The following is a 16,227-nucleotide window of genomic DNA, read 5'->3' on the forward strand; positions in this document are numbered from 1 at the left end:
CAGGAGCCGCTGGCGCAGCCGGTCGGCTCGGCGCGGTCGGCGTCACCACCTGCGCTTTGCCACCGGTCAAGGCGCTCAAAGAGTCGTTGGCCAGGCCGGTGCTGGTTCGCACTGGGGCGCTGGCCATTACTGCATTCAGCAAGCCGGCCTTGGTGAAGGCCTTTTTTACTTTGGTCAGCAATTGCTCGTTGGTAAACGGCTTGCTGACAAAGTCCGAAACCCCGGCCTGAATCGCCTGTATCACGTTCTCTTTATCACCACGGCTGGTGACCATGATGAACGGCAGTGCTTTAAGGCGGTCCTGTTCACGGCACCACGTCAGCAGCTCAAGGCCGGACATCTCCGGCATTTCCCAGTCACACAGCACGAGGTCAAACGGCTCGCGGGTCAGCAGTGCCTGAGCTTTGCGGCCGTTGACCGCGTCTTCGATGCGGATACCGGGAAAATAGTTACGCAGGCAGTTTTTAACCAGATCGCGGATAAACGACGCGTCATCCACCACCAACACACTGACCTTGCTCATCGACTGCTCCTTTAGAATCCTGACAACCCTGCGCCAAATGATGGCCATTTGCCAAGACCGATCAGCGCCTCGCCCCTTTTTACAGTTCGCCAAGCGCCTTAACTATAAACGCCACAAACGAAAACGCCCGGCAATGAGCCGGGCGTTTTATGTCGCAGGCAGTCTTAGTTATCGTCCGCTTGCGACTCAACATTAGCCTTGGTGCCTTCAACTTCTTCACGCATACGCTTGAGGCCCATGTGGCGCACGTCTGTACCGCGTACCAGGTAAATGACCAATTCCGAGATATTGCGTGCGTGGTCGCCGATACGCTCCAGCGAACGCAGCACCCAAATGATGCTCAACACACGCGTAATGGAACGCGGGTCTTCCATCATGTAAGTGGCCAGCTCGCGCAGTGCGGTTTTGTATTCGCGGTCGATGATCTTGTCGTACTGCGCCACCGACAACGCCAGGTCGGCGTCAAAACGCGCAAACGCGTCCAAGGCATCGCGCACCATGTTGCGCACCTGATCGCCAATGTGGCGCACCTCAACATAGCCGCGTGGCGCCTCACCTTCTTCGCACAACTGAATAGCCCGGCGCGCGATTTTGGTCGCTTCGTCACCGATGCGCTCCAGGTCGATCACCGACTTGGAGATGCTGATGATCAGCCGCAAGTCAGAGGCCGCAGGCTGGCGACGGGCCAGAATGCGCAGGCATTCCTCGTCGATGTTGCGCTCCATCTGATTGATCTGCTCGTCGATCTCACGCACTTGCTGAGCCAGCCCGGAGTCAGCCTCAATCAACGCCGTGACCGCGTCATTAACCTGTTTCTCGACCAGCCCGCCCATGGCCAACAAGTGGCTGCGTACTTCTTCGAGTTCCGCGTTGAATTGCGCGGAAATGTGATGGGTGAGGCCATCCTTTGAAATCATGGGTTTGCTCCGCAAAAGCTGTGAGCTGCAAGCCATAAGCCGCAAGCTATCTCTGTCATTCCACCAAGCTGCTTTAACTTGCCGCTTGAAGCTAAAAGCTTGCCGCTGCTACTAACCATAGCGCCCGGTAATGTAGTCTTCGGTCTGTTTTTTGGCCGGGTTGGTGAACAAGGTATCGGTGTCGCCGTATTCAACCATTTTGCCCATGTACATGAACGCGGTGTAGTCCGAAACCCGGGCCGCCTGTTGCATGTTGTGGGTCACGATGACGATGGTGAATTTGGACTTGAGCTCGTAGATCAGTTCTTCGACTTTCAGCGTCGAAATCGGGTCGAGCGCCGAGCACGGCTCATCGAGCAGCAACACTTCAGGTTCAACGGCGATGGTACGGGCAATCACCAGACGCTGCTGCTGACCACCGGACAAGCCCAGTGCCGACTCGTGCAAACGGTCTTTTACCTCGTCCCACAAGGCCGCGCCTTTAAGTGCCCACTCCACCGCTTCGTCGAGCACGCGCTTTTTGTTGATGCCCTGGATGCGCAGGCCGTACACCACGTTTTCGTAGATGGTCTTGGGGAACGGGTTGGGCTTCTGGAACACCATGCCCACACGACGGCGCAGCTCGGCCACGTCTTCGCCCTTGCGGTAGATGTTGTGGCCGTACAGGTTGATCTCGCCTTCCACCCGGCAACCGTCAACCAGATCGTTCATGCGGTTAAAGGTACGCAGCAAGGTGGACTTGCCGCAGCCCGACGGGCCGATAAACGCGGTAACCCGCTGTTTCGGAATGTTCAGGCTGACGTCGTACAGTGCTTGTTTTTCGCCGTAGTACAGGTTCAGGCCCGGCACTTCAATGGCGACGGTTTCGTCAGCCAGGCTCAAGCTCTGTTTGCTGCGACCCAAGGCTGACATGTTAACGCCGTGGGTTGAGGAATCATGCTGCATGGGTTGCTCCATACGCTAAATATTCGTTTTGGCTATCTATGGTCACTAAAAAGGGCCAGTGGTATGCCAGATTCTGTGGGAGCGGGCTTGCTCGCGATTCAGGCGGCTCGCTCTAACCTTGAAACCGCAGAGATGCCATCGCGAGCAAGCCCGCTCCCACACTTAAGATTCCGTTATCAATCAGCTATCCAGCGCCTTGTACTTCTCGCGCAGGTGGTTACGAATCCACACCGCCGACAGGTTCAGGGTCGCGATCACCAGCACCAGCAGCAGCGCGGTGGCGTACACCAGCGGGCGGGCGGCTTCAACGTTGGGGCTCTGGAAGCCCACGTCATAAATGTGGAAGCCCAGGTGCATGATCTTCTGGTCAAGGTGCAAGTAAGGGTAGTTGCCATCCAGCGGCAACGAAGGCGCCAGTTTGACCACGCCCACCAGCATCAGCGGCGCCACCTCACCCGCGGCACGAGCCACGGCCAGGATCAGGCCGGTCATCATGGCCGGGCTGGCCATCGGCAGCACGATCTTCCACAAGGTCTCGGCCTTGGTCGCACCCAGGGCCAATGAACCTTCACGGACGGTACGCGGGATACGCGCCAGCCCTTCTTCTGTGGCCACAATCACCACCGGCACCGCCAGCAGCGCCAGGGTCAACGACGCCCACAACAGCCCCGGCGTACCGAACGTCGGCGCCGGCAAGGCTTCGGCAAAGAACAGCCGGTCAACCGAACCGCCCAACACGTACACAAAGAAGCCCAGGCCAAACACCCCGTACACAATGGCCGGTACGCCTGCGAGGTTGTTGACCGCGATACGGATGACCCGAGTCAGGGTGTTTTGCTTGGCGTATTCACGCAGGTACACCGCAGCAAGAACGCCGAACGGGGTCACGATCACGGCCATGATCAAGGTCATCATCACGGTGCCGAAAATCGCCGGGAAGATCCCGCCTTCAGTGTTGGCTTCGCGTGGGTCCTGGCTCAAAAACTCCCAGATATTGCTGAAATACATGGCCAGCTTCTGCCAGCTGTTCATGTTGTTCGGCTGGTAAACCTTCACCACTTTGCCGATGTTGATCTCCAACTCTTTGCCGTTGGCATCACGGGCCGTGAGGCTGTCGCGGTTGAACTGTGCATGCAAGTCGGCCAAGCGATCTTCAACCGCTTTATAGCGTGCGTTCAGCTCGGCACGCTCGGCGTCCATGTCTGCTTGTGCGGTGGCATCCAGCTTGCCTGCCAGCTCCAGTTTGCGGCCGTGCAAACGAATACGCTCCAGCCCGGCGTTGATGGCGCCAATGTCTTTCTTTTCCAGTTGGCTGAGTTGCGCTGCCAGCGCATTAACGCGTTTTACCCGCGCCTTCAGCTCGGGCCAGGCCGCAGCACCTTCGGCCACCACCTGACCGTTTTCTTTCACGTTGACCAGGTAACCGTAAAAATTACCCCACTCGCGACGCTCAATCGCCATCAGCTCTGGCGGCGTGCTTTCGCCGGTCAACCACTCACCCACCACCCAGGTAAAGTCGTTGCCGTTGAGGTCGCGGTTACCCACCTTGATCAGCTCACGCGTCATGAACTCCGGGCCTTGATCCGGCACAGGCAAGCCCGCACTTTTCAGGCGCTCACGGGGCACTTCTTCTTTTTGCACCACTTCGCCGATCACCAGGTGATCAGCGCTGCCTGGCACGTTGTATTGCGCATGTATCAGGTCGGCTGGCCAAAAATGGCCCAGACCGCGCACGGCAATAACCGACAGCAAACCGATAGTCATGATGACCGCGATGGTCACCGCACCACCGCTGATCCAGACGCCGGGGGCGCCACTCTTGAACCAGCTTTTGAGGGAGTTCTGCTTCACAGACTTCTACCTTCCTTAAAGCGACGAATATTTCTTGCGCAGACGCTGACGGATCAGCTCGGCAAGAGTGTTCATGACAAAGGTGAACAACAGCAGCACCAGTGCCGAGAGGAACAGCACGCGGTAATGACTGCCGCCTACCTCCGACTCCGGCATCTCCACCGCTACGTTCGCCGCCAAGGTGCGCAAGCCTTCGAACAGGTTCAGTTCCATGACCGGGGTGTTACCCGTGGCCATCAACACAATCATGGTCTCGCCGACCGCACGGCCCATGCCGATCATCAAGGCCGAGAAGATCCCCGGGCTGGCCGTCAGGATGACCACGCGGGTCATTGTTTGCCACGGCGTAGCGCCCAGCGCCAGCGAGCCTAGCGTCAGACCGCGCGGCACGCTGAACACGGCGTCTTCAGCAATCGAGTAGATGTTCGGGATCACCGCAAAGCCCATCGCCAGGCCCACCACCAATGCGTTTCGCTGGTCGTAGGTGATGCCCAGGTCGTGGGAGATCCACAGGCGCATGTCGCCGCCGAAGAACCAGGCTTCCATGTACGGGCTCATGTACAGCGACAGCCCACACACCAGCAGCACCACAGGAATCAGAATGATCGTTTCCCAGCCTTCCGGGATCCGCAAACGAATGGACTCCGGCAGGCGGCTCCAGCCAAAGCCCGCCAGCAGAATGCCCACCGGCATCAGCACCAGCAGGCTGAAAATACCCGGCAAGTGACCTTCGACATACGGCGCCAGGAACAGGCCGGCGAAGAAGCCCAGAATCACCGTCGGCATGGCTTCCATCAGCTCGATCACCGGCTTGACCTTGCGGCGCAGGCTCGGGGCCATGAAGTAAGCGGTATAGATCGCTGCGGCAACGGCCAGCGGTGCAGCCAGCAGCATGGCGTAGAACGCCGCCTTCAAGGTCCCGAAGGTCAACGGCGCCAGGCTCATCTTCGGTTCGAAGTCGGTATTGGCAGCGGTGGATTGCCACACGTATTTAGGTGCGTCGTAGTTCTCGTACCAGACCTTGCTCCACAGCGCGCTCCAGGAGACTTCCGGGTGCGGGTTCTTCAAGAACAGCGGGAGCAACTTGCCGCCCTCTTCCACGATGATGCGGTTGGCACGTGGCGACAGCGCCATGATGCCAGGGCCTTCAGCGACCTTTTCTACTAATAAAGTGCGATGCGCGGTGCTGTGGAACACGCCAATCTCACCGGCCGCGTCCAGGGCCAGGAAACCTTTGCGGCGCTGCTCGGCGGTAATTTCAACAATCGGCGACGTGCCCATCTGGAAGCTACGGATGTGCTTGAAACGCAGCTCACCGTCCGAATCACGGGCCATAAACCACTGGCTCAATCCGCCTTTCGAATCACCAAAAATCAGCGAGATCCCACCGACCAATTGCGTGCTGGCGGTGATTTCGGTGTTGGCGTCTTCCAGCAGTTTGTAACGGCCATTAAGGCTCTTGTCGCGCAAGCTGAACACGTCCGCCTGGGCCCGCCCGTTGACCACATACAGCCATTGCTGACGCGGGTCGATATACAGCGCCTTGACCTTCTCGGTCATCTGCGGAAGGTCGATGCGGCTTTCGGACTTGGTGACCTCGCCGGTCATCATGTTCTCTTCGCTGGTCAGCGTGACGACGTTCAGTTGCGAGCCTGTAGACCCCGCCAGCACGACGGTGGAGTCGTTCACGTTGAGGTTCACGTGATCCAGCGCGAGGCCGCGCGGGTCAAGGGTGATCGGCGCATCGCCATACGGGTATTCAATGGCCGGGGTGATGGTCTTTTTGCCATCCGGATAACTGACTTTATAGGTGTGCCGGAACACCAGCGCCTGACCATTGGACAAGCCCAACACCACCACCGGGCTACCCGGCTGGTCTTCACCGAGCGAAGTCACGTGGGTATCGACCGGCAGCGGCAGGTTAACCCGCGACAGTTCGCTGCCATTCTTGACGCTAAAGAACAGCACCATGCCCTTGTCCGACACGCGCATACCGACCTGATTCTGCTCTTCAACCGAGAGCATCAGGGGCTTGCCAGCGTCTTGCATCCACACCGGCGTTATCGCCGTTTTGGCGGTCAGGTCAGCGCCCTGGAACAGCGGGTACACCACATAGCCCAGGAAGAAGAAAATCAGCGTGATGGCGCCCAGCACGGCAAGGCCGCCAATAAAGACATACCAACGGGTCAGATGATCTTTGAGCGCACGGATGCGACGCTTGCGTTTGAGTTCAGGCGTATTGAAATCAATGCGCTTGGGAGCGGAGGTCGAAGTCATTCGGGAATTGGCCAGATCATTCATGCGCACACCCTAGCGGGCCTGTATGACAAAAAGATGACAAATCAGTGACGCAAAAAACCGCTGACCAGCGGACCTGGTAGCGGAACGAAAATGCAGCGAACCGGTAGTCGCTACCGCAGGCTACGATGAGTCTCTCAAGACCTCAAGGCAACGGCTAGCACCGTAACCTCATCGCAGCCTGCTGCATAGCAGAAGGCTTAGTTGCCTTCTTTCAGACCCAGGTCAGCCAAGGCTTTTGCAGCCACTTTAGCCGGCAGCGGGATGTAGCCGTCTTTCACGACCACTTCCTGACCTTGCTTGGACAGGACCAGCTTGATGAACTCGGCTTCCAGCGGGTTCAGCGGCTTGTTAGGCGCCTTGTTCACGTACACGTAGAGGAAACGCGACAGCGGGTATTTGCCGTTCAGTGCGTTTTCTTCGGTGTCTTCGATGAAGTCAGTGCTGCCTTTTTTGGCCAGTGCAACGGTTTTCACGCTAGCGGTTTTGTAACCGATGCCCGAGTAACCGATGCCGTTCAGCGAGGAGCTGATGGACTGCACAACCGACGCCGAACCAGGTTGCTCGTTCACGTTAGGCTTGTAGTCGCCTTTGCACAGGGCTTCTTCTTTGAAGTAGCCATACGTGCCGGATACCGAGTTACGGCCAAACAGCTGAACCGGCTTGTTGGCCAGGTCGCCTTTAACGCCCAGGTCGCCCCAGGTCTTCACGTCATCTTTAGCGCCGCACAGACGAGTCGACGAGAAAATCGCGTCCACTTGTTCCATGGTCAGGTGCTGGATCGGGTTGTCCTTGTGCACGAACACCGCCAGGGCATCCACAGCCACCGGCACGGCGGTTGGCTTGTAGCCGTACTTCTGCTCGAAAGCAGCCAGTTCGGTGTCCTTCATTTTGCGGCTCATCGGGCCCAGGTTAGAGGTGCCTTCAGTCAGCGCAGGTGGCGCGGTGGCAGAGCCAGCGGCCTGAATCTGGATGTTTACGTTTGGATATTCTTTCTTGTAAGCCTCAGCCCACAATGTCATCAGGTTCGCCAAGGTATCGGAACCAACGCTGGACAGGTTGCCAGACACACCGGTGGTCTTGGTGTAAGCCGGGATAGTCGGATCTACACCCGTCGCAACCGCGTTAGCAGCCGCAACGCCCGCGGCGACAAAAGTCAGGGCCGCCATCACACGCTTCAGTTTCATGCCTTACTCCTAGCAAACCGGGTTAGATGAATCGGGGGCCAGTATCAGCAGGCCTGATGACTACTCTATGAACCGATTGTGACAATTAGATGAAATGCCATCATTGAGCCATAAATGATGGCACTCATCGAGACTGCTAAAAGGCGTGGAGCTTAAGCCGCGTGATCAGCGCCCCTTTTTCCACAGATAAGCGCCCACACACAGCCCCATCAACGAAATAATCGCCACGTAATACGCCGGGCCCATCGGGCTTTCCTTGAGCAACAAGGTCACGGCCATGGGCGTCAGGCCGCCGAAGATCGCGTAGGCCAGGTTGTACGAGAACGACAAACCGCTGAAACGGATGACCGGCGGGAAGGCTTTAACCATGACATACGGCACCGCGCCGATGGTGCCTACAAACAAACCGCTCAAGGCATACAGCGGGAACAGCCAATCCGGGTGCTGCAACAGGCTGTGATAGAAGGTCCACGATGTGATCAACAGCGCGGCGCAGCCCACCACAAAGACTTTGCCCGCGCCAAAGCGGTCAGCCAAGGCACCCGAGGCGATACATCCCAGGCTCAGGAACACAATAGCCAGGCTGTTGGCTTGCAATGAAGTGGTGGCCGGGAAGCCATACACGGTTTGCAACACAGTCGGAGTCATCAAGATGATCACGATGATCCCGGCAGACAGCAGCCAGGTCAGCAGCATCGAAATCACAATGGCGCCACGGTGGTCACGCAATACCGTTTTAAGCGGTACTTCTTCGGCCAGCGCCTTGCGCAGTTGCAGCTCGGCAAACACCGGGGTCTCGTGCAGCCAGCGGCGCAGGTACACCGCAAACAAACCGAACACACCGCCCAACAGGAATGGAATTCGCCAGGCGAAGTCCGAGACTTCAGCCGGGGTGTAGATCGAGTTGATGGCAGTGGCCACCAGCGAGCCCAGCAGAATACCAGCCGTCAAGCCGCAGGTCAGGGTGCCGCAGGCATAGCCAACGTGACGCGCCGGCACGTGTTCCGAAACAAAAACCCAGGCCCCCGGCACCTCACCACCAATGGCCGCGCCCTGGATCACCCGCATCAGCAGCAACAGGATCGGCGCCAGCATGCCGATCTGCTCATACGTCGGCAGCAACCCCATGATCAGGGTCGGCACGGCCATCATGAAAATGCTCAAGGTGAACATCTTTTTGCGCCCCAGTAGGTCGCCGAAGTGCGCCATGACGATGCCACCCAAGGGCCGTGCCAGGTAACCCGCGGCAAAAATGCCAAAGGTCTGCATCAGGCGTAGCCACTCAGGCATGTCAGCCGGGAAAAATAGCTTTCCGACGACCGTGGCGAAGAACACAAAGATGATGAAATCGTAAAACTCCAGCGCACCGCCCAGAGCGGACAACGACAAGGTTTTGAGGTCATTACGCGACAACGGTCGCGAGGGGGGTGCGGCACTGGAAGGCTCAGTGATCATGAGGTATGGCTTCTCTTATTAGGTTCGGCGAAAGCTGCATCGATGCCGGCAAGGCTTGGTAGGCCTTGAAAGATAACAAATTGTTTGCAAAAGCATAGAGCTAGACGCACAGCGGCTTGAAAAAGCAGAACCGGAAGGTCGTCGGGCGAGCGATGGCCCGATATACTCGTGCCCGAATGAAACATTCGGAAACTACCAAGGTTGCTGTGCGAAAGCGCCCGCTGGGCCCTCCCCAGCCGATTTCGCAGAGTTTCCCTTGGCGCGGCTTATGAAGAACGTGACGAACGTAGTATGTTCGGGCTGAATCGTTTTTCTTTAGACGCTTATTCACCCGCAATACACATGATGAATCACGGGTCAGAGGCCCTTCGGCATGATAGAGCTCGAACAAGAAGATCCAATCCCGCAAGGCGACCTCGCTTTGCAAATCACCGCTTTGCCACGCGAAACCAATGGTTTCGGCGATATTTTTGGTGGCTGGCTGGTCTCGCAAATGGACCTGGCCGGTACCGCAATGGCCAGCAAGGTTGCGGGTGGCCGAGTAGCCACCGTCGCGATTGATCGCATGGCGTTTCTGGTGCCTGTAGCCGTCGGCGCACAGTTGTCGTTCTATACCCAGGCACTGGAAATCGGCCGCAGCTCGATCCAGATGATGGTTGAAGTCTGGAGCGACGACCCGCTGTCCAGCGAATGGCGCAAAGTCACCGAAGCCGTGTTTGTCTTCGTTGCCATTGATGGCAGCGGCCGCACGCGTTCTGTTCCACCACGCCGCTAACCCGCCCAGTATAGAGAGCCTGCCATGTGCAACATTGAGTCTGTCACCCTGGACGAACTGGAGTGCTGGCATATTCAGCATGGCCAAGCCCAGCTACTGGTCGCCAAACAGGGCGCACAGGTGCTCAGCTATCAGGTGGGCGATGAGCCACCGATCGTCTGGCTTAACGATAAAGCCCAGTTCAAACACGAAAAAGGCATCCGTGCAGGCATGCCGGTGTGCTGGCCATGGTTTGGTAATTTGGCGCGCAACCCGGACAGCGTTCAAGCCATGCGCCACAGCGAAGAACCCGCCACGGCCCACGGCCTGGTGCGCACCCGAGAATGGAAGCTACAGAGAATTAATGTGTCGGACGAAGCCCTGCACATTGAGTTCGGCCTACCACCTGTCGAAGGCGGCCTGCCCGGTTGGCCCCATGACGTGGCACTGACCCTGAACATCCGTCTCGATACCCAGTTGCATGTCAGCCTCACCAGCCACAACCGCAGCGACGCACCGGTGAGCATCAGCCAGGCGCTGCACAGCTATTTCGCGGTCAGTGACGTACGCAACGTTCATGTCGAAGGCGTTGACGGGCTCACGTACATCGAAACCCTCGATGACTGGAAGCGCGTACAACAAATCGGCAACTTGACCTTTACCGGTGAGACTGACCGTATCTACCTGGACACACCGCCACAGTTGAGCATTGTCGACGCCGACTGGAAACGCCGCATTCAGCTCACCAGCCAAGGTTCGCGCTCTGCCGTGATCTGGAACCCGTGGATCGATAAAACCGCCACCCTCGGCGACATGGCGTTAGATGGCTGGCAACGCATGCTGTGCATCGAAACCGCCAACGTCATGGACGACATCATCACCCTGGCGCCAGGCGCGAGCCACACCTTGAGTGTGAGCATCAGCAGCCAAAAACTGGCCTGAACCGTAGGAGCGAGCTTGCCTCGCGATCTTTTGATCGTTTAAAAGATCGCGAGGCATCTGTTACAAATCCGCCTCAACCACCACCCGCACTTTGCTGGCATCCAGTGCATAAGCCGCATCTGCCAGGTCATTGCTGACCTTCTCGACTTTCAGCGTGCCCATCACCCACAGCGGCGTGTAGATGTCGTCCAGCTTCAAGCCTTTTGGATAACGCACCAGCACCAATTGGTTGGGCGGCGGCGGGGGCACATGGATGCAAGCCCCCGGGTAAGGCACCAGGAAAAACAGCGTGCTGCGACCCTTGGCGTCGGTTTCCAACGGCACGGGGTAACCGCCCAAGCGGATATTTTTGCCGTTCATGCTGGCGACGGTTTTGTTGGAATACATCACGGCCGGCAGGCCTTTACTTTGTTTCAAGCCACCCTTATCGGTAAACGTCCCCTGAGCTTCAGGCGAGTTGTGATCGATTTCAGGCATGGCTTCGAGGGCTTTTTGATCCGACTTGGGCATCAAGTCCAGCCAGTCGGTTTCGGGCAGTTCTGCCGCGTGTACCAGGCCGCAGCCCAGCAAAAGAAAGGTCAGTAGAAGGCGGCGCATGAAGAGCTCAATCAAAGAGAAGTGAATACGTCGCGCATTCTAGCCCTCTCTGCGATCAGCGCAGAGAGGGCCGCACGCGATCAGCTCTTTTTCTTCACCATGCCGTAAATGACCAGCAGAATAATGGCGCCAATGACCGCACCAATAAAGCCAGCACCTTCGCCAGCATGGTAGATACCCAACGCTTGCCCACCATAGGTCGCCGCCAAAGAGCCCGCGATACCCAGAATGATGGTCATGATCCAGCCCATGCTGTCGTCACCCGGTTTCAGGAAACGAGCCAGCAGGCCAACGATCAAGCCGATAAAAATGGTTCCGATGATGCCCATGCACGCGTCCTCTCATTAGATGGCGTTAACCAAAGCCTAGTCAGCACTTTGGTTTCACGCCATCAGAGAGCAACGGCACCTCAATGGTTCCGTCGACTGCAGGCTTATGCCTCGTCGATCAACGCCTCAACGCGCTGGATTTGCGCGTTCAAGGTGGCCATGTCGGCGCAGCGCAGGTTGGCATGGCCCACTTTGCGGCCGGCCTTGAAGGCTTTGCCGTAGTGATGCAAATGGCAGTCGGCAATCGCGATCACCTGCTCAACCGGTGGCACGCGGCCGATGAAGTTGAGCATTGCGCTCTCGCCCACCTTGGCCGTCGAACCCAGCGGCAGGCCAGCGATGGCGCGCAGATGGTTTTCGAACTGGCTGCACTCGGCGCCTTCGGTGGTCCAGTGGCCGGAGTTGTGCACACGCGGGGCAATTTCGTTGGCCTTGAGGCCACCGTCGACTTCAAAGAACTCGAAAGCCATCACGCCCACGTAATCCAAGTGCTTGAGCACGCGGCTGGAATAGTCTTCGGCCAAGGCTTGCAGCGGATGATCCGTGCTCGCTACCGACAACTTGAGAATGCCGCTGTCGTGGGTGTTGTGCACCAGCGGGTAAAACCGGGTTTCGCCATCACGACCGCGCACGGCGATCAATGATACCTCGCCGGTAAACGGTACAAAGCCTTCCAGCAGGCAGGCAACACTGCCCAGCTCAGCAAACGTCCCTTCAACATCAGCCGCAGTGCGCAGCACTTTCTGACCTTTGCCGTCATACCCCAGGGTGCGAGTTTTGAGCACCGCAGGCAGACCGATGCTGGCCACCGCCGCGTCCAGATCCGCCTGGGACTGGATGTCAGCGAACGCAGGCGTCGGAATGCCCAAGTCCTTGAACATGCTCTTTTCGAACCAGCGGTCACGGGCAATGCGCAGGGCATCGGCACTCGGGTAAACCGGAACGAATTGCGACAGGAATGCCACGGTTTCAGCCGGGACGCTTTCAAACTCAAACGTCACCAGATCAACCTGGTCAGCCAACTGGCGCAGATGATCCTGATCGCCGTAGTCCGCACGAATGTGCTCGCCCAAGGCAGCAGCACAGGCATCAGGTGCCGGGTCCAGGAAGGCGAAGTTCATGCCCAGCGGAGTCCCCGCCAGGGCCAGCATGCGACCGAGTTGGCCGCCACCGATTACACCGATTTTCATCGTCAAAAACCTCAGGCCAGGCGCGGGTCTGGATTGTCCAGCACGCTGTCAGTCTGCTCTGCACGGAATGCTTTCAATACGGTATGGAACTGCGGGTGCTTGGCGCCCAGAATGCTCGCCGACAACAGCGCGGCGTTGATCGCGCCAGCTTTGCCGATGGCCAGAGTAGCGACCGGAATGCCAGCCGGCATTTGCACGATCGACAGCAGCGAGTCGACGCCCGACAGCATCGACGACTGTACCGGCACACCGAGTACAGGCAAATGGGTTTTAGCGGCACACATGCCAGGCAAGTGGGCGGCGCCACCGGCTCCAGCAATAATGACCTCGATCCCGCGGCCTTCGGCCTCTTCGGCATACTGGAACAGCAAATCCGGAGTCCGGTGGGCAGAGACCACTTTAACTTCGTAAGGGATGCCGAGTTTTTCCAGCATATCGGCGGTGTGGCTGAGGGTGGACCAATCGGACTTGGAGCCCATGATCACGCCTACCAGTGCACTCATCGTCGCGCCTCTTCTCTTGGGCGCCCGCAGGCGCGTCAAAAAACAACAAGCCACGTGGAGGATCCGACGTGGCTTGTTATAGAAATTAAGGCCGGTCATGCCAGCCGAAGGCCGCGCAGTATACCCCAAAGAGGCCACTTGAAAGCACCTTTGGCGACCATCTGTCTGCAGGCAAATCAAACTCTGAAACCGCTGGTTTTACTGACCGACAGGTCAGTAATTGACAACATTAGAGGCATGTTGCCCTCTACTGTCAGACTTACGATCTGAGGTGATATTGACTACTTGCTGCATCGAATTCGACGCCTCACATACTCACGTAATAAGCGCTTAACTCTTTATGCAGCACCCAAATAACTAAACACCTGCAAGGACTGCAGGCGGCGCTCACACCACTAACAACGTGTCAGGGCCTTAATTAAGGATGATTAACATGAAACCAATTACGCTTTATATCTTTGTTCACGATGATGTCCCAGGCAGCATCGCCCACACGCTGGGCCGGGGCTATTTCAAAGAATTCACCGAAGAAATATCTTTTATTACCGGCAGGTCCTTTGCCTTTAATGAAGTACGTCATGTACAGGGTCTGACAGACCATAACTACAAGGGCGAAAACGTAGATGACATTTTATGGAGTTGGCAAAAAGCCGCCGCCGGCTACAAAAACGACAAGGGTTTGGAGTGGGGCAAAACCGAGCGCTATATTTTAGTCACCAAAGACCCGATCAACGCCACAACCCTGGGGTGCGCCTACCCCGGCAAACCTGCCGTCATTGCCAGCGCCCAGTCCTATCAAGTGATTGCCCATGAGGTCGGTCACAGTTTCAACGCAACCCATGAAGATGCCGAATTGGGCTGGAATGCGTGGGGCGGTGAATGTGAGACGTACATGTATCAAGACATATCCAATGTCCGAGGCAACTGTTATCGCTATACGCCAAAAAACAGAGAGCGCATCAAAGCCTTCCTGAGCGATGCCCCTTAACTCATAAGTCTCTGATCTTTACTGAACGGTGTAATCAGCCATGCTCCCGATTAATATTTATACCTTTGTCCATGACACTGTCATGTTAAAAAATGAAGAACACCTGAAAGGCATGTTTTTCACTCACTTCACGCCTGAGCTTTCAGACATAACAAAGCGCCCAGTCAACGTCGAATTTATCTACGACACGCCAGGCATGACAGACTTTGACTACCTGTCATATGCAACCCGATACCCAAATTTAGACGACTATATAGGGTTGATTTCAGCTGACATCAATCACGCCGTTGATGCGTACAGGGCTGCGCAGCAACGAACAGCCAAAGCCACTGATATATACCTGATACTGATTGATGGCTACTTATCCCCTGCACAGGGGGTCGAAGGCTTGGCCTTGCAGGAATCCAACATCGCTTTCGCCACTACCTTGGGCCGCACTGTCGTGGCTCATGAAATAGGCCACTGTTTCGGCGCAACCCACGCGGCGGTCTCTTACTATGTGGACCCCGAACAATTTAGCCCCCACGGGTGTGCAACATTCATGGCAACGGAGCGTAAAGAGGGTACCTGCGCACGGTTTCGCTACAGCGATGAGAACCGTGGAAATATCCGCAACTATGTCAGCCAGCTCGACTGACAACAGTTGCTGAAAATCTTTGAGTGAAGGCCATCACGCCCGGCCTTCACTTAAGGGGTCGATGACGCCCCGCCTTCCAGCTTGCGCCACAACAATCGCACGTTCGCCTTGCGCACCAACGCGCAGCGATACAGGCGAATCTCGAGCGGCACGTGCCATTGCGGGCCGCCACAGATCACCAGTTCGCCCCGCTCAAGCTCTGCCCGCACACTTAAACGCGGAACCCAGGCGATACCCAGACCTTCCAGCGCCATGCTCTTGAGGCTGTCCGCCATCGCGGTTTCATAAATAGTGGTAAATCGCAGGGCACGCTGGCGCAGCAGCAAGTTGACCGAGCGCCCAAGAAACGCCCCGGCGCTGTACGCCAGCAACGGCACGCTGCCTTCACCTTCCAGATCAAACAGCGGCTTGCCGTCAGCATCGGCAGCGCACACGGGCAGCATTTCGGTGTTGCCCAAGTGCAGCGACGGAAAAATCTCCGGATCCATCTGCAACGCAGCGTCCGGATCGTAAAAAGCCAGCATCAAATCGCAGCCGCCTTCGCGCAAAGCATGCACCGCGTCTCCGACGTTAGTCGCAACCAGCCGCGTGGCGATGTTCAACCCTTCGTTGCGCAATTGAGCGATCCAGCGAGGGAAAAACCCCAGCGCCAGAGAGTGCGCAGCCGCTACTTGCATGACCTCGCCCTGCCCGCCTTCAAGGTGATGCAAGTGGCGCAACACCTCGCCAAGCTGCTCGACCACCGTGCGCGCCGTGACCAAAAACAGCTGACCGGCCGCAGTCAACTCCACCGGGGTGCGGGAACGATTCACCAAGGTCAGCCCCAGGGCCGCTTCGAGGCTGCGAATACGTCGGCTGAAGGCTGGCTGAGTCACAAAGCGGCGCTCTGCCGCCTGAGAAAAACTGCGAGTGGCGGCTAGGGCACTGAAGTCCTCCAGCCATTTACTTTCGAGATTCATCGAGTCCTCCCGGACGCGCACCAAATTGGGTCACACGTTCGACGCGGCGGTCGCGTCACGTCGCCATTATGCCGTTTCTGCATAGGATAGTGTTTAAAGGCATTGGCCCAAAATAGTCTGCAAGCCTAGGATTCGCAGCGTTCCGGCCCAGA

The 16,227-nt window shown here is 57.4% G+C and carries 17 protein-coding genes; 5 read left to right on the top strand and 12 right to left on the bottom strand.

Going from position 1 to position 16,227, the window contains the following annotated elements; translation table 11 throughout:
• The 4 genes from GHO41_RS16100 to pstA all read right to left on the bottom strand — a co-directional run.
• A partial coding sequence (locus tag GHO41_RS16100; RefSeq protein WP_153434116.1) for a response regulator occupies window positions 1-523 on the bottom strand: 523 nt, incomplete at its 3' end.
• Between the two features lie 164 nt (window positions 524-687).
• On the bottom strand, window positions 688-1,440 hold the full coding sequence (gene phoU / locus GHO41_RS16105; RefSeq protein WP_048373785.1) for a phosphate signaling complex protein PhoU: 753 nt from the start codon (window positions 1,438-1,440) through the stop codon (window positions 688-690).
• Window positions 1,441-1,551: 111 nt separating this feature from the next.
• The gene (pstB, locus tag GHO41_RS16110) at window positions 1,552-2,385 is read right to left on the bottom strand and encodes a phosphate ABC transporter ATP-binding protein PstB (protein ID WP_048373783.1); all 834 of its coding nucleotides are present in this window, start codon (window positions 2,383-2,385) and stop codon (window positions 1,552-1,554) included.
• A 180-nt stretch (window positions 2,386-2,565) separates the two neighbouring features.
• Entirely contained in the window at window positions 2,566-3,585 is a 1,020-nt protein-coding gene (gene pstA, locus GHO41_RS30760) for a phosphate ABC transporter permease PstA (protein ID WP_371928953.1), read from the bottom strand.
• A gap of 91 nt (window positions 3,586-3,676) precedes the next feature.
• Between pstA and GHO41_RS30765 the strand changes: the two genes are divergently transcribed.
• Complete coding sequence (locus GHO41_RS30765; RefSeq protein WP_371928951.1) at window positions 3,677-3,781, top strand: hypothetical protein; 105 nt, start codon at window positions 3,677-3,679, stop codon at window positions 3,779-3,781.
• Window positions 3,782-4,251: 470 nt separating this feature from the next.
• On the opposite strand, the gene GHO41_RS16120 is transcribed toward GHO41_RS30765, so the two are convergent.
• From GHO41_RS16120 to GHO41_RS16130, 3 genes are all read right to left on the bottom strand, one after another.
• Window positions 4,252-6,537 (bottom strand): ABC transporter permease subunit, encoded by a 2,286-nt coding sequence (locus GHO41_RS16120; RefSeq protein WP_153434117.1) that lies wholly within the window; start codon window positions 6,535-6,537, stop codon window positions 4,252-4,254.
• A gap of 197 nt (window positions 6,538-6,734) precedes the next feature.
• Window positions 6,735-7,721 (bottom strand): phosphate ABC transporter substrate-binding protein PstS family protein, encoded by a 987-nt coding sequence (locus GHO41_RS16125; RefSeq protein ID WP_048373778.1) that lies wholly within the window; start codon window positions 7,719-7,721, stop codon window positions 6,735-6,737.
• A 165-nt stretch (window positions 7,722-7,886) separates the two neighbouring features.
• Window positions 7,887-9,176, bottom strand: a complete 1,290-nt coding sequence (locus GHO41_RS16130) for an MFS transporter (RefSeq protein ID WP_048373771.1) — start codon at window positions 9,174-9,176, stop codon at window positions 7,887-7,889.
• 373 nt (window positions 9,177-9,549) lie between these two features.
• Between GHO41_RS16130 and GHO41_RS16135 the strand changes: the two genes are divergently transcribed.
• Window positions 9,550-9,951, top strand: a complete 402-nt coding sequence (locus tag GHO41_RS16135) for an acyl-CoA thioesterase (RefSeq protein ID WP_048373769.1) — start codon at window positions 9,550-9,552, stop codon at window positions 9,949-9,951.
• Window positions 9,952-9,975: 24 nt separating this feature from the next.
• Window positions 9,976-10,872, top strand: coding sequence for a D-hexose-6-phosphate mutarotase (locus GHO41_RS16140; RefSeq protein WP_048373767.1), 897 nt, complete (start codon window positions 9,976-9,978; stop codon window positions 10,870-10,872).
• Window positions 10,873-10,932: 60 nt separating this feature from the next.
• On the opposite strand, the gene GHO41_RS16145 is transcribed toward GHO41_RS16140, so the two are convergent.
• The 4 genes from GHO41_RS16145 to purE all read right to left on the bottom strand — a co-directional run bounded on the left by GHO41_RS16145 (window position 10,933) and on the right by purE (window position 13,491).
• The gene (locus GHO41_RS16145) at window positions 10,933-11,469 is read right to left on the bottom strand and encodes a DUF3299 domain-containing protein (protein ID WP_123750571.1); all 537 of its coding nucleotides are present in this window, start codon (window positions 11,467-11,469) and stop codon (window positions 10,933-10,935) included.
• Window positions 11,470-11,549: 80 nt separating this feature from the next.
• A complete protein-coding gene (locus tag GHO41_RS16150; protein WP_048373764.1) occupies window positions 11,550-11,798 on the bottom strand; it encodes a GlsB/YeaQ/YmgE family stress response membrane protein in 249 nt (82 codons plus the stop codon).
• 104 nt (window positions 11,799-11,902) lie between these two features.
• Window positions 11,903-12,988, bottom strand: coding sequence for a 5-(carboxyamino)imidazole ribonucleotide synthase (locus GHO41_RS16155; RefSeq protein WP_048373762.1), 1,086 nt, complete (start codon window positions 12,986-12,988; stop codon window positions 11,903-11,905).
• An 11-nt stretch (window positions 12,989-12,999) separates the two neighbouring features.
• Window positions 13,000-13,491: a 5-(carboxyamino)imidazole ribonucleotide mutase gene (gene purE, locus GHO41_RS16160; protein ID WP_047279087.1), complete on the bottom strand. Its 492-nt coding sequence runs from the start codon at window positions 13,489-13,491 to the stop codon at window positions 13,000-13,002.
• A 433-nt stretch (window positions 13,492-13,924) separates the two neighbouring features.
• Here purE and GHO41_RS16165 point away from each other — a divergent pair, with 433 nt between their 5' ends.
• Both GHO41_RS16165 and GHO41_RS16170 read left to right on the top strand, forming a co-directional pair.
• Complete coding sequence (locus GHO41_RS16165; RefSeq protein ID WP_048373759.1) at window positions 13,925-14,479, top strand: M12 family metallo-peptidase; 555 nt, start codon at window positions 13,925-13,927, stop codon at window positions 14,477-14,479.
• 40 nt (window positions 14,480-14,519) lie between these two features.
• The gene (locus GHO41_RS16170) at window positions 14,520-15,116 is read left to right on the top strand and encodes a reprolysin-like metallopeptidase (RefSeq protein ID WP_153434118.1); all 597 of its coding nucleotides are present in this window, start codon (window positions 14,520-14,522) and stop codon (window positions 15,114-15,116) included.
• A gap of 50 nt (window positions 15,117-15,166) precedes the next feature.
• Here GHO41_RS16170 and GHO41_RS16175 read toward each other — a convergent pair whose 3' ends face one another.
• Complete coding sequence (locus GHO41_RS16175) at window positions 15,167-16,075, bottom strand: LysR substrate-binding domain-containing protein (RefSeq protein ID WP_048373755.1); 909 nt, start codon at window positions 16,073-16,075, stop codon at window positions 15,167-15,169.
• Window positions 16,076-16,227 lie beyond the last annotated feature (152 nt).

This window comes from Pseudomonas sp. FSL R10-0399 (assembly GCF_009600165.1).
GTDB lineage: Bacteria > Pseudomonadota > Gammaproteobacteria > Pseudomonadales > Pseudomonadaceae > Aquipseudomonas > Aquipseudomonas helleri.

Coding starts and splice junctions, on each gene's coding strand:
- GHO41_RS16120 (WP_153434117.1), bottom strand. CDS start 6,537: ATGAATGATCTGGCCAATTCCCGAATGACTTCGACCTCCGCTCCCAAG.
- pstB (WP_048373783.1), bottom strand. CDS start 2,385: ATGCAGCATGATTCCTCAACCCACGGCGTTAACATGTCAGCCTTGGGT.
- GHO41_RS16150 (WP_048373764.1), bottom strand. CDS start 11,798: ATGGGCATCATCGGAACCATTTTTATCGGCTTGATCGTTGGCCTGCTG.
- GHO41_RS16175 (WP_048373755.1), bottom strand. CDS start 16,075: ATGAATCTCGAAAGTAAATGGCTGGAGGACTTCAGTGCCCTAGCCGCC.
- GHO41_RS16170 (WP_153434118.1), top strand. CDS start 14,520: ATGCTCCCGATTAATATTTATACCTTTGTCCATGACACTGTCATGTTA.
- purE (WP_047279087.1), bottom strand. CDS start 13,491: ATGAGTGCACTGGTAGGCGTGATCATGGGCTCCAAGTCCGATTGGTCC.
- pstA (WP_371928953.1), bottom strand. CDS start 3,585: ATGGACGCCGAGCGTGCCGAGCTGAACGCACGCTATAAAGCGGTTGAA.
- GHO41_RS16135 (WP_048373769.1), top strand. CDS start 9,550: ATGATAGAGCTCGAACAAGAAGATCCAATCCCGCAAGGCGACCTCGCT.
- GHO41_RS16125 (WP_048373778.1), bottom strand. CDS start 7,721: ATGAAACTGAAGCGTGTGATGGCGGCCCTGACTTTTGTCGCCGCGGGC.
- GHO41_RS16165 (WP_048373759.1), top strand. CDS start 13,925: ATGAAACCAATTACGCTTTATATCTTTGTTCACGATGATGTCCCAGGC.
- GHO41_RS16140 (WP_048373767.1), top strand. CDS start 9,976: ATGTGCAACATTGAGTCTGTCACCCTGGACGAACTGGAGTGCTGGCAT.
- phoU (WP_048373785.1), bottom strand. CDS start 1,440: ATGATTTCAAAGGATGGCCTCACCCATCACATTTCCGCGCAATTCAAC.
- GHO41_RS16155 (WP_048373762.1), bottom strand. CDS start 12,988: ATGAAAATCGGTGTAATCGGTGGCGGCCAACTCGGTCGCATGCTGGCC.
- GHO41_RS30765 (WP_371928951.1), top strand. CDS start 3,677: ATGTCTTTCTTTTCCAGTTGGCTGAGTTGCGCTGCCAGCGCATTAACG.
- GHO41_RS16145 (WP_123750571.1), bottom strand. CDS start 11,469: ATGCGCCGCCTTCTACTGACCTTTCTTTTGCTGGGCTGCGGCCTGGTA.
- GHO41_RS16130 (WP_048373771.1), bottom strand. CDS start 9,176: ATGATCACTGAGCCTTCCAGTGCCGCACCCCCCTCGCGACCGTTGTCG.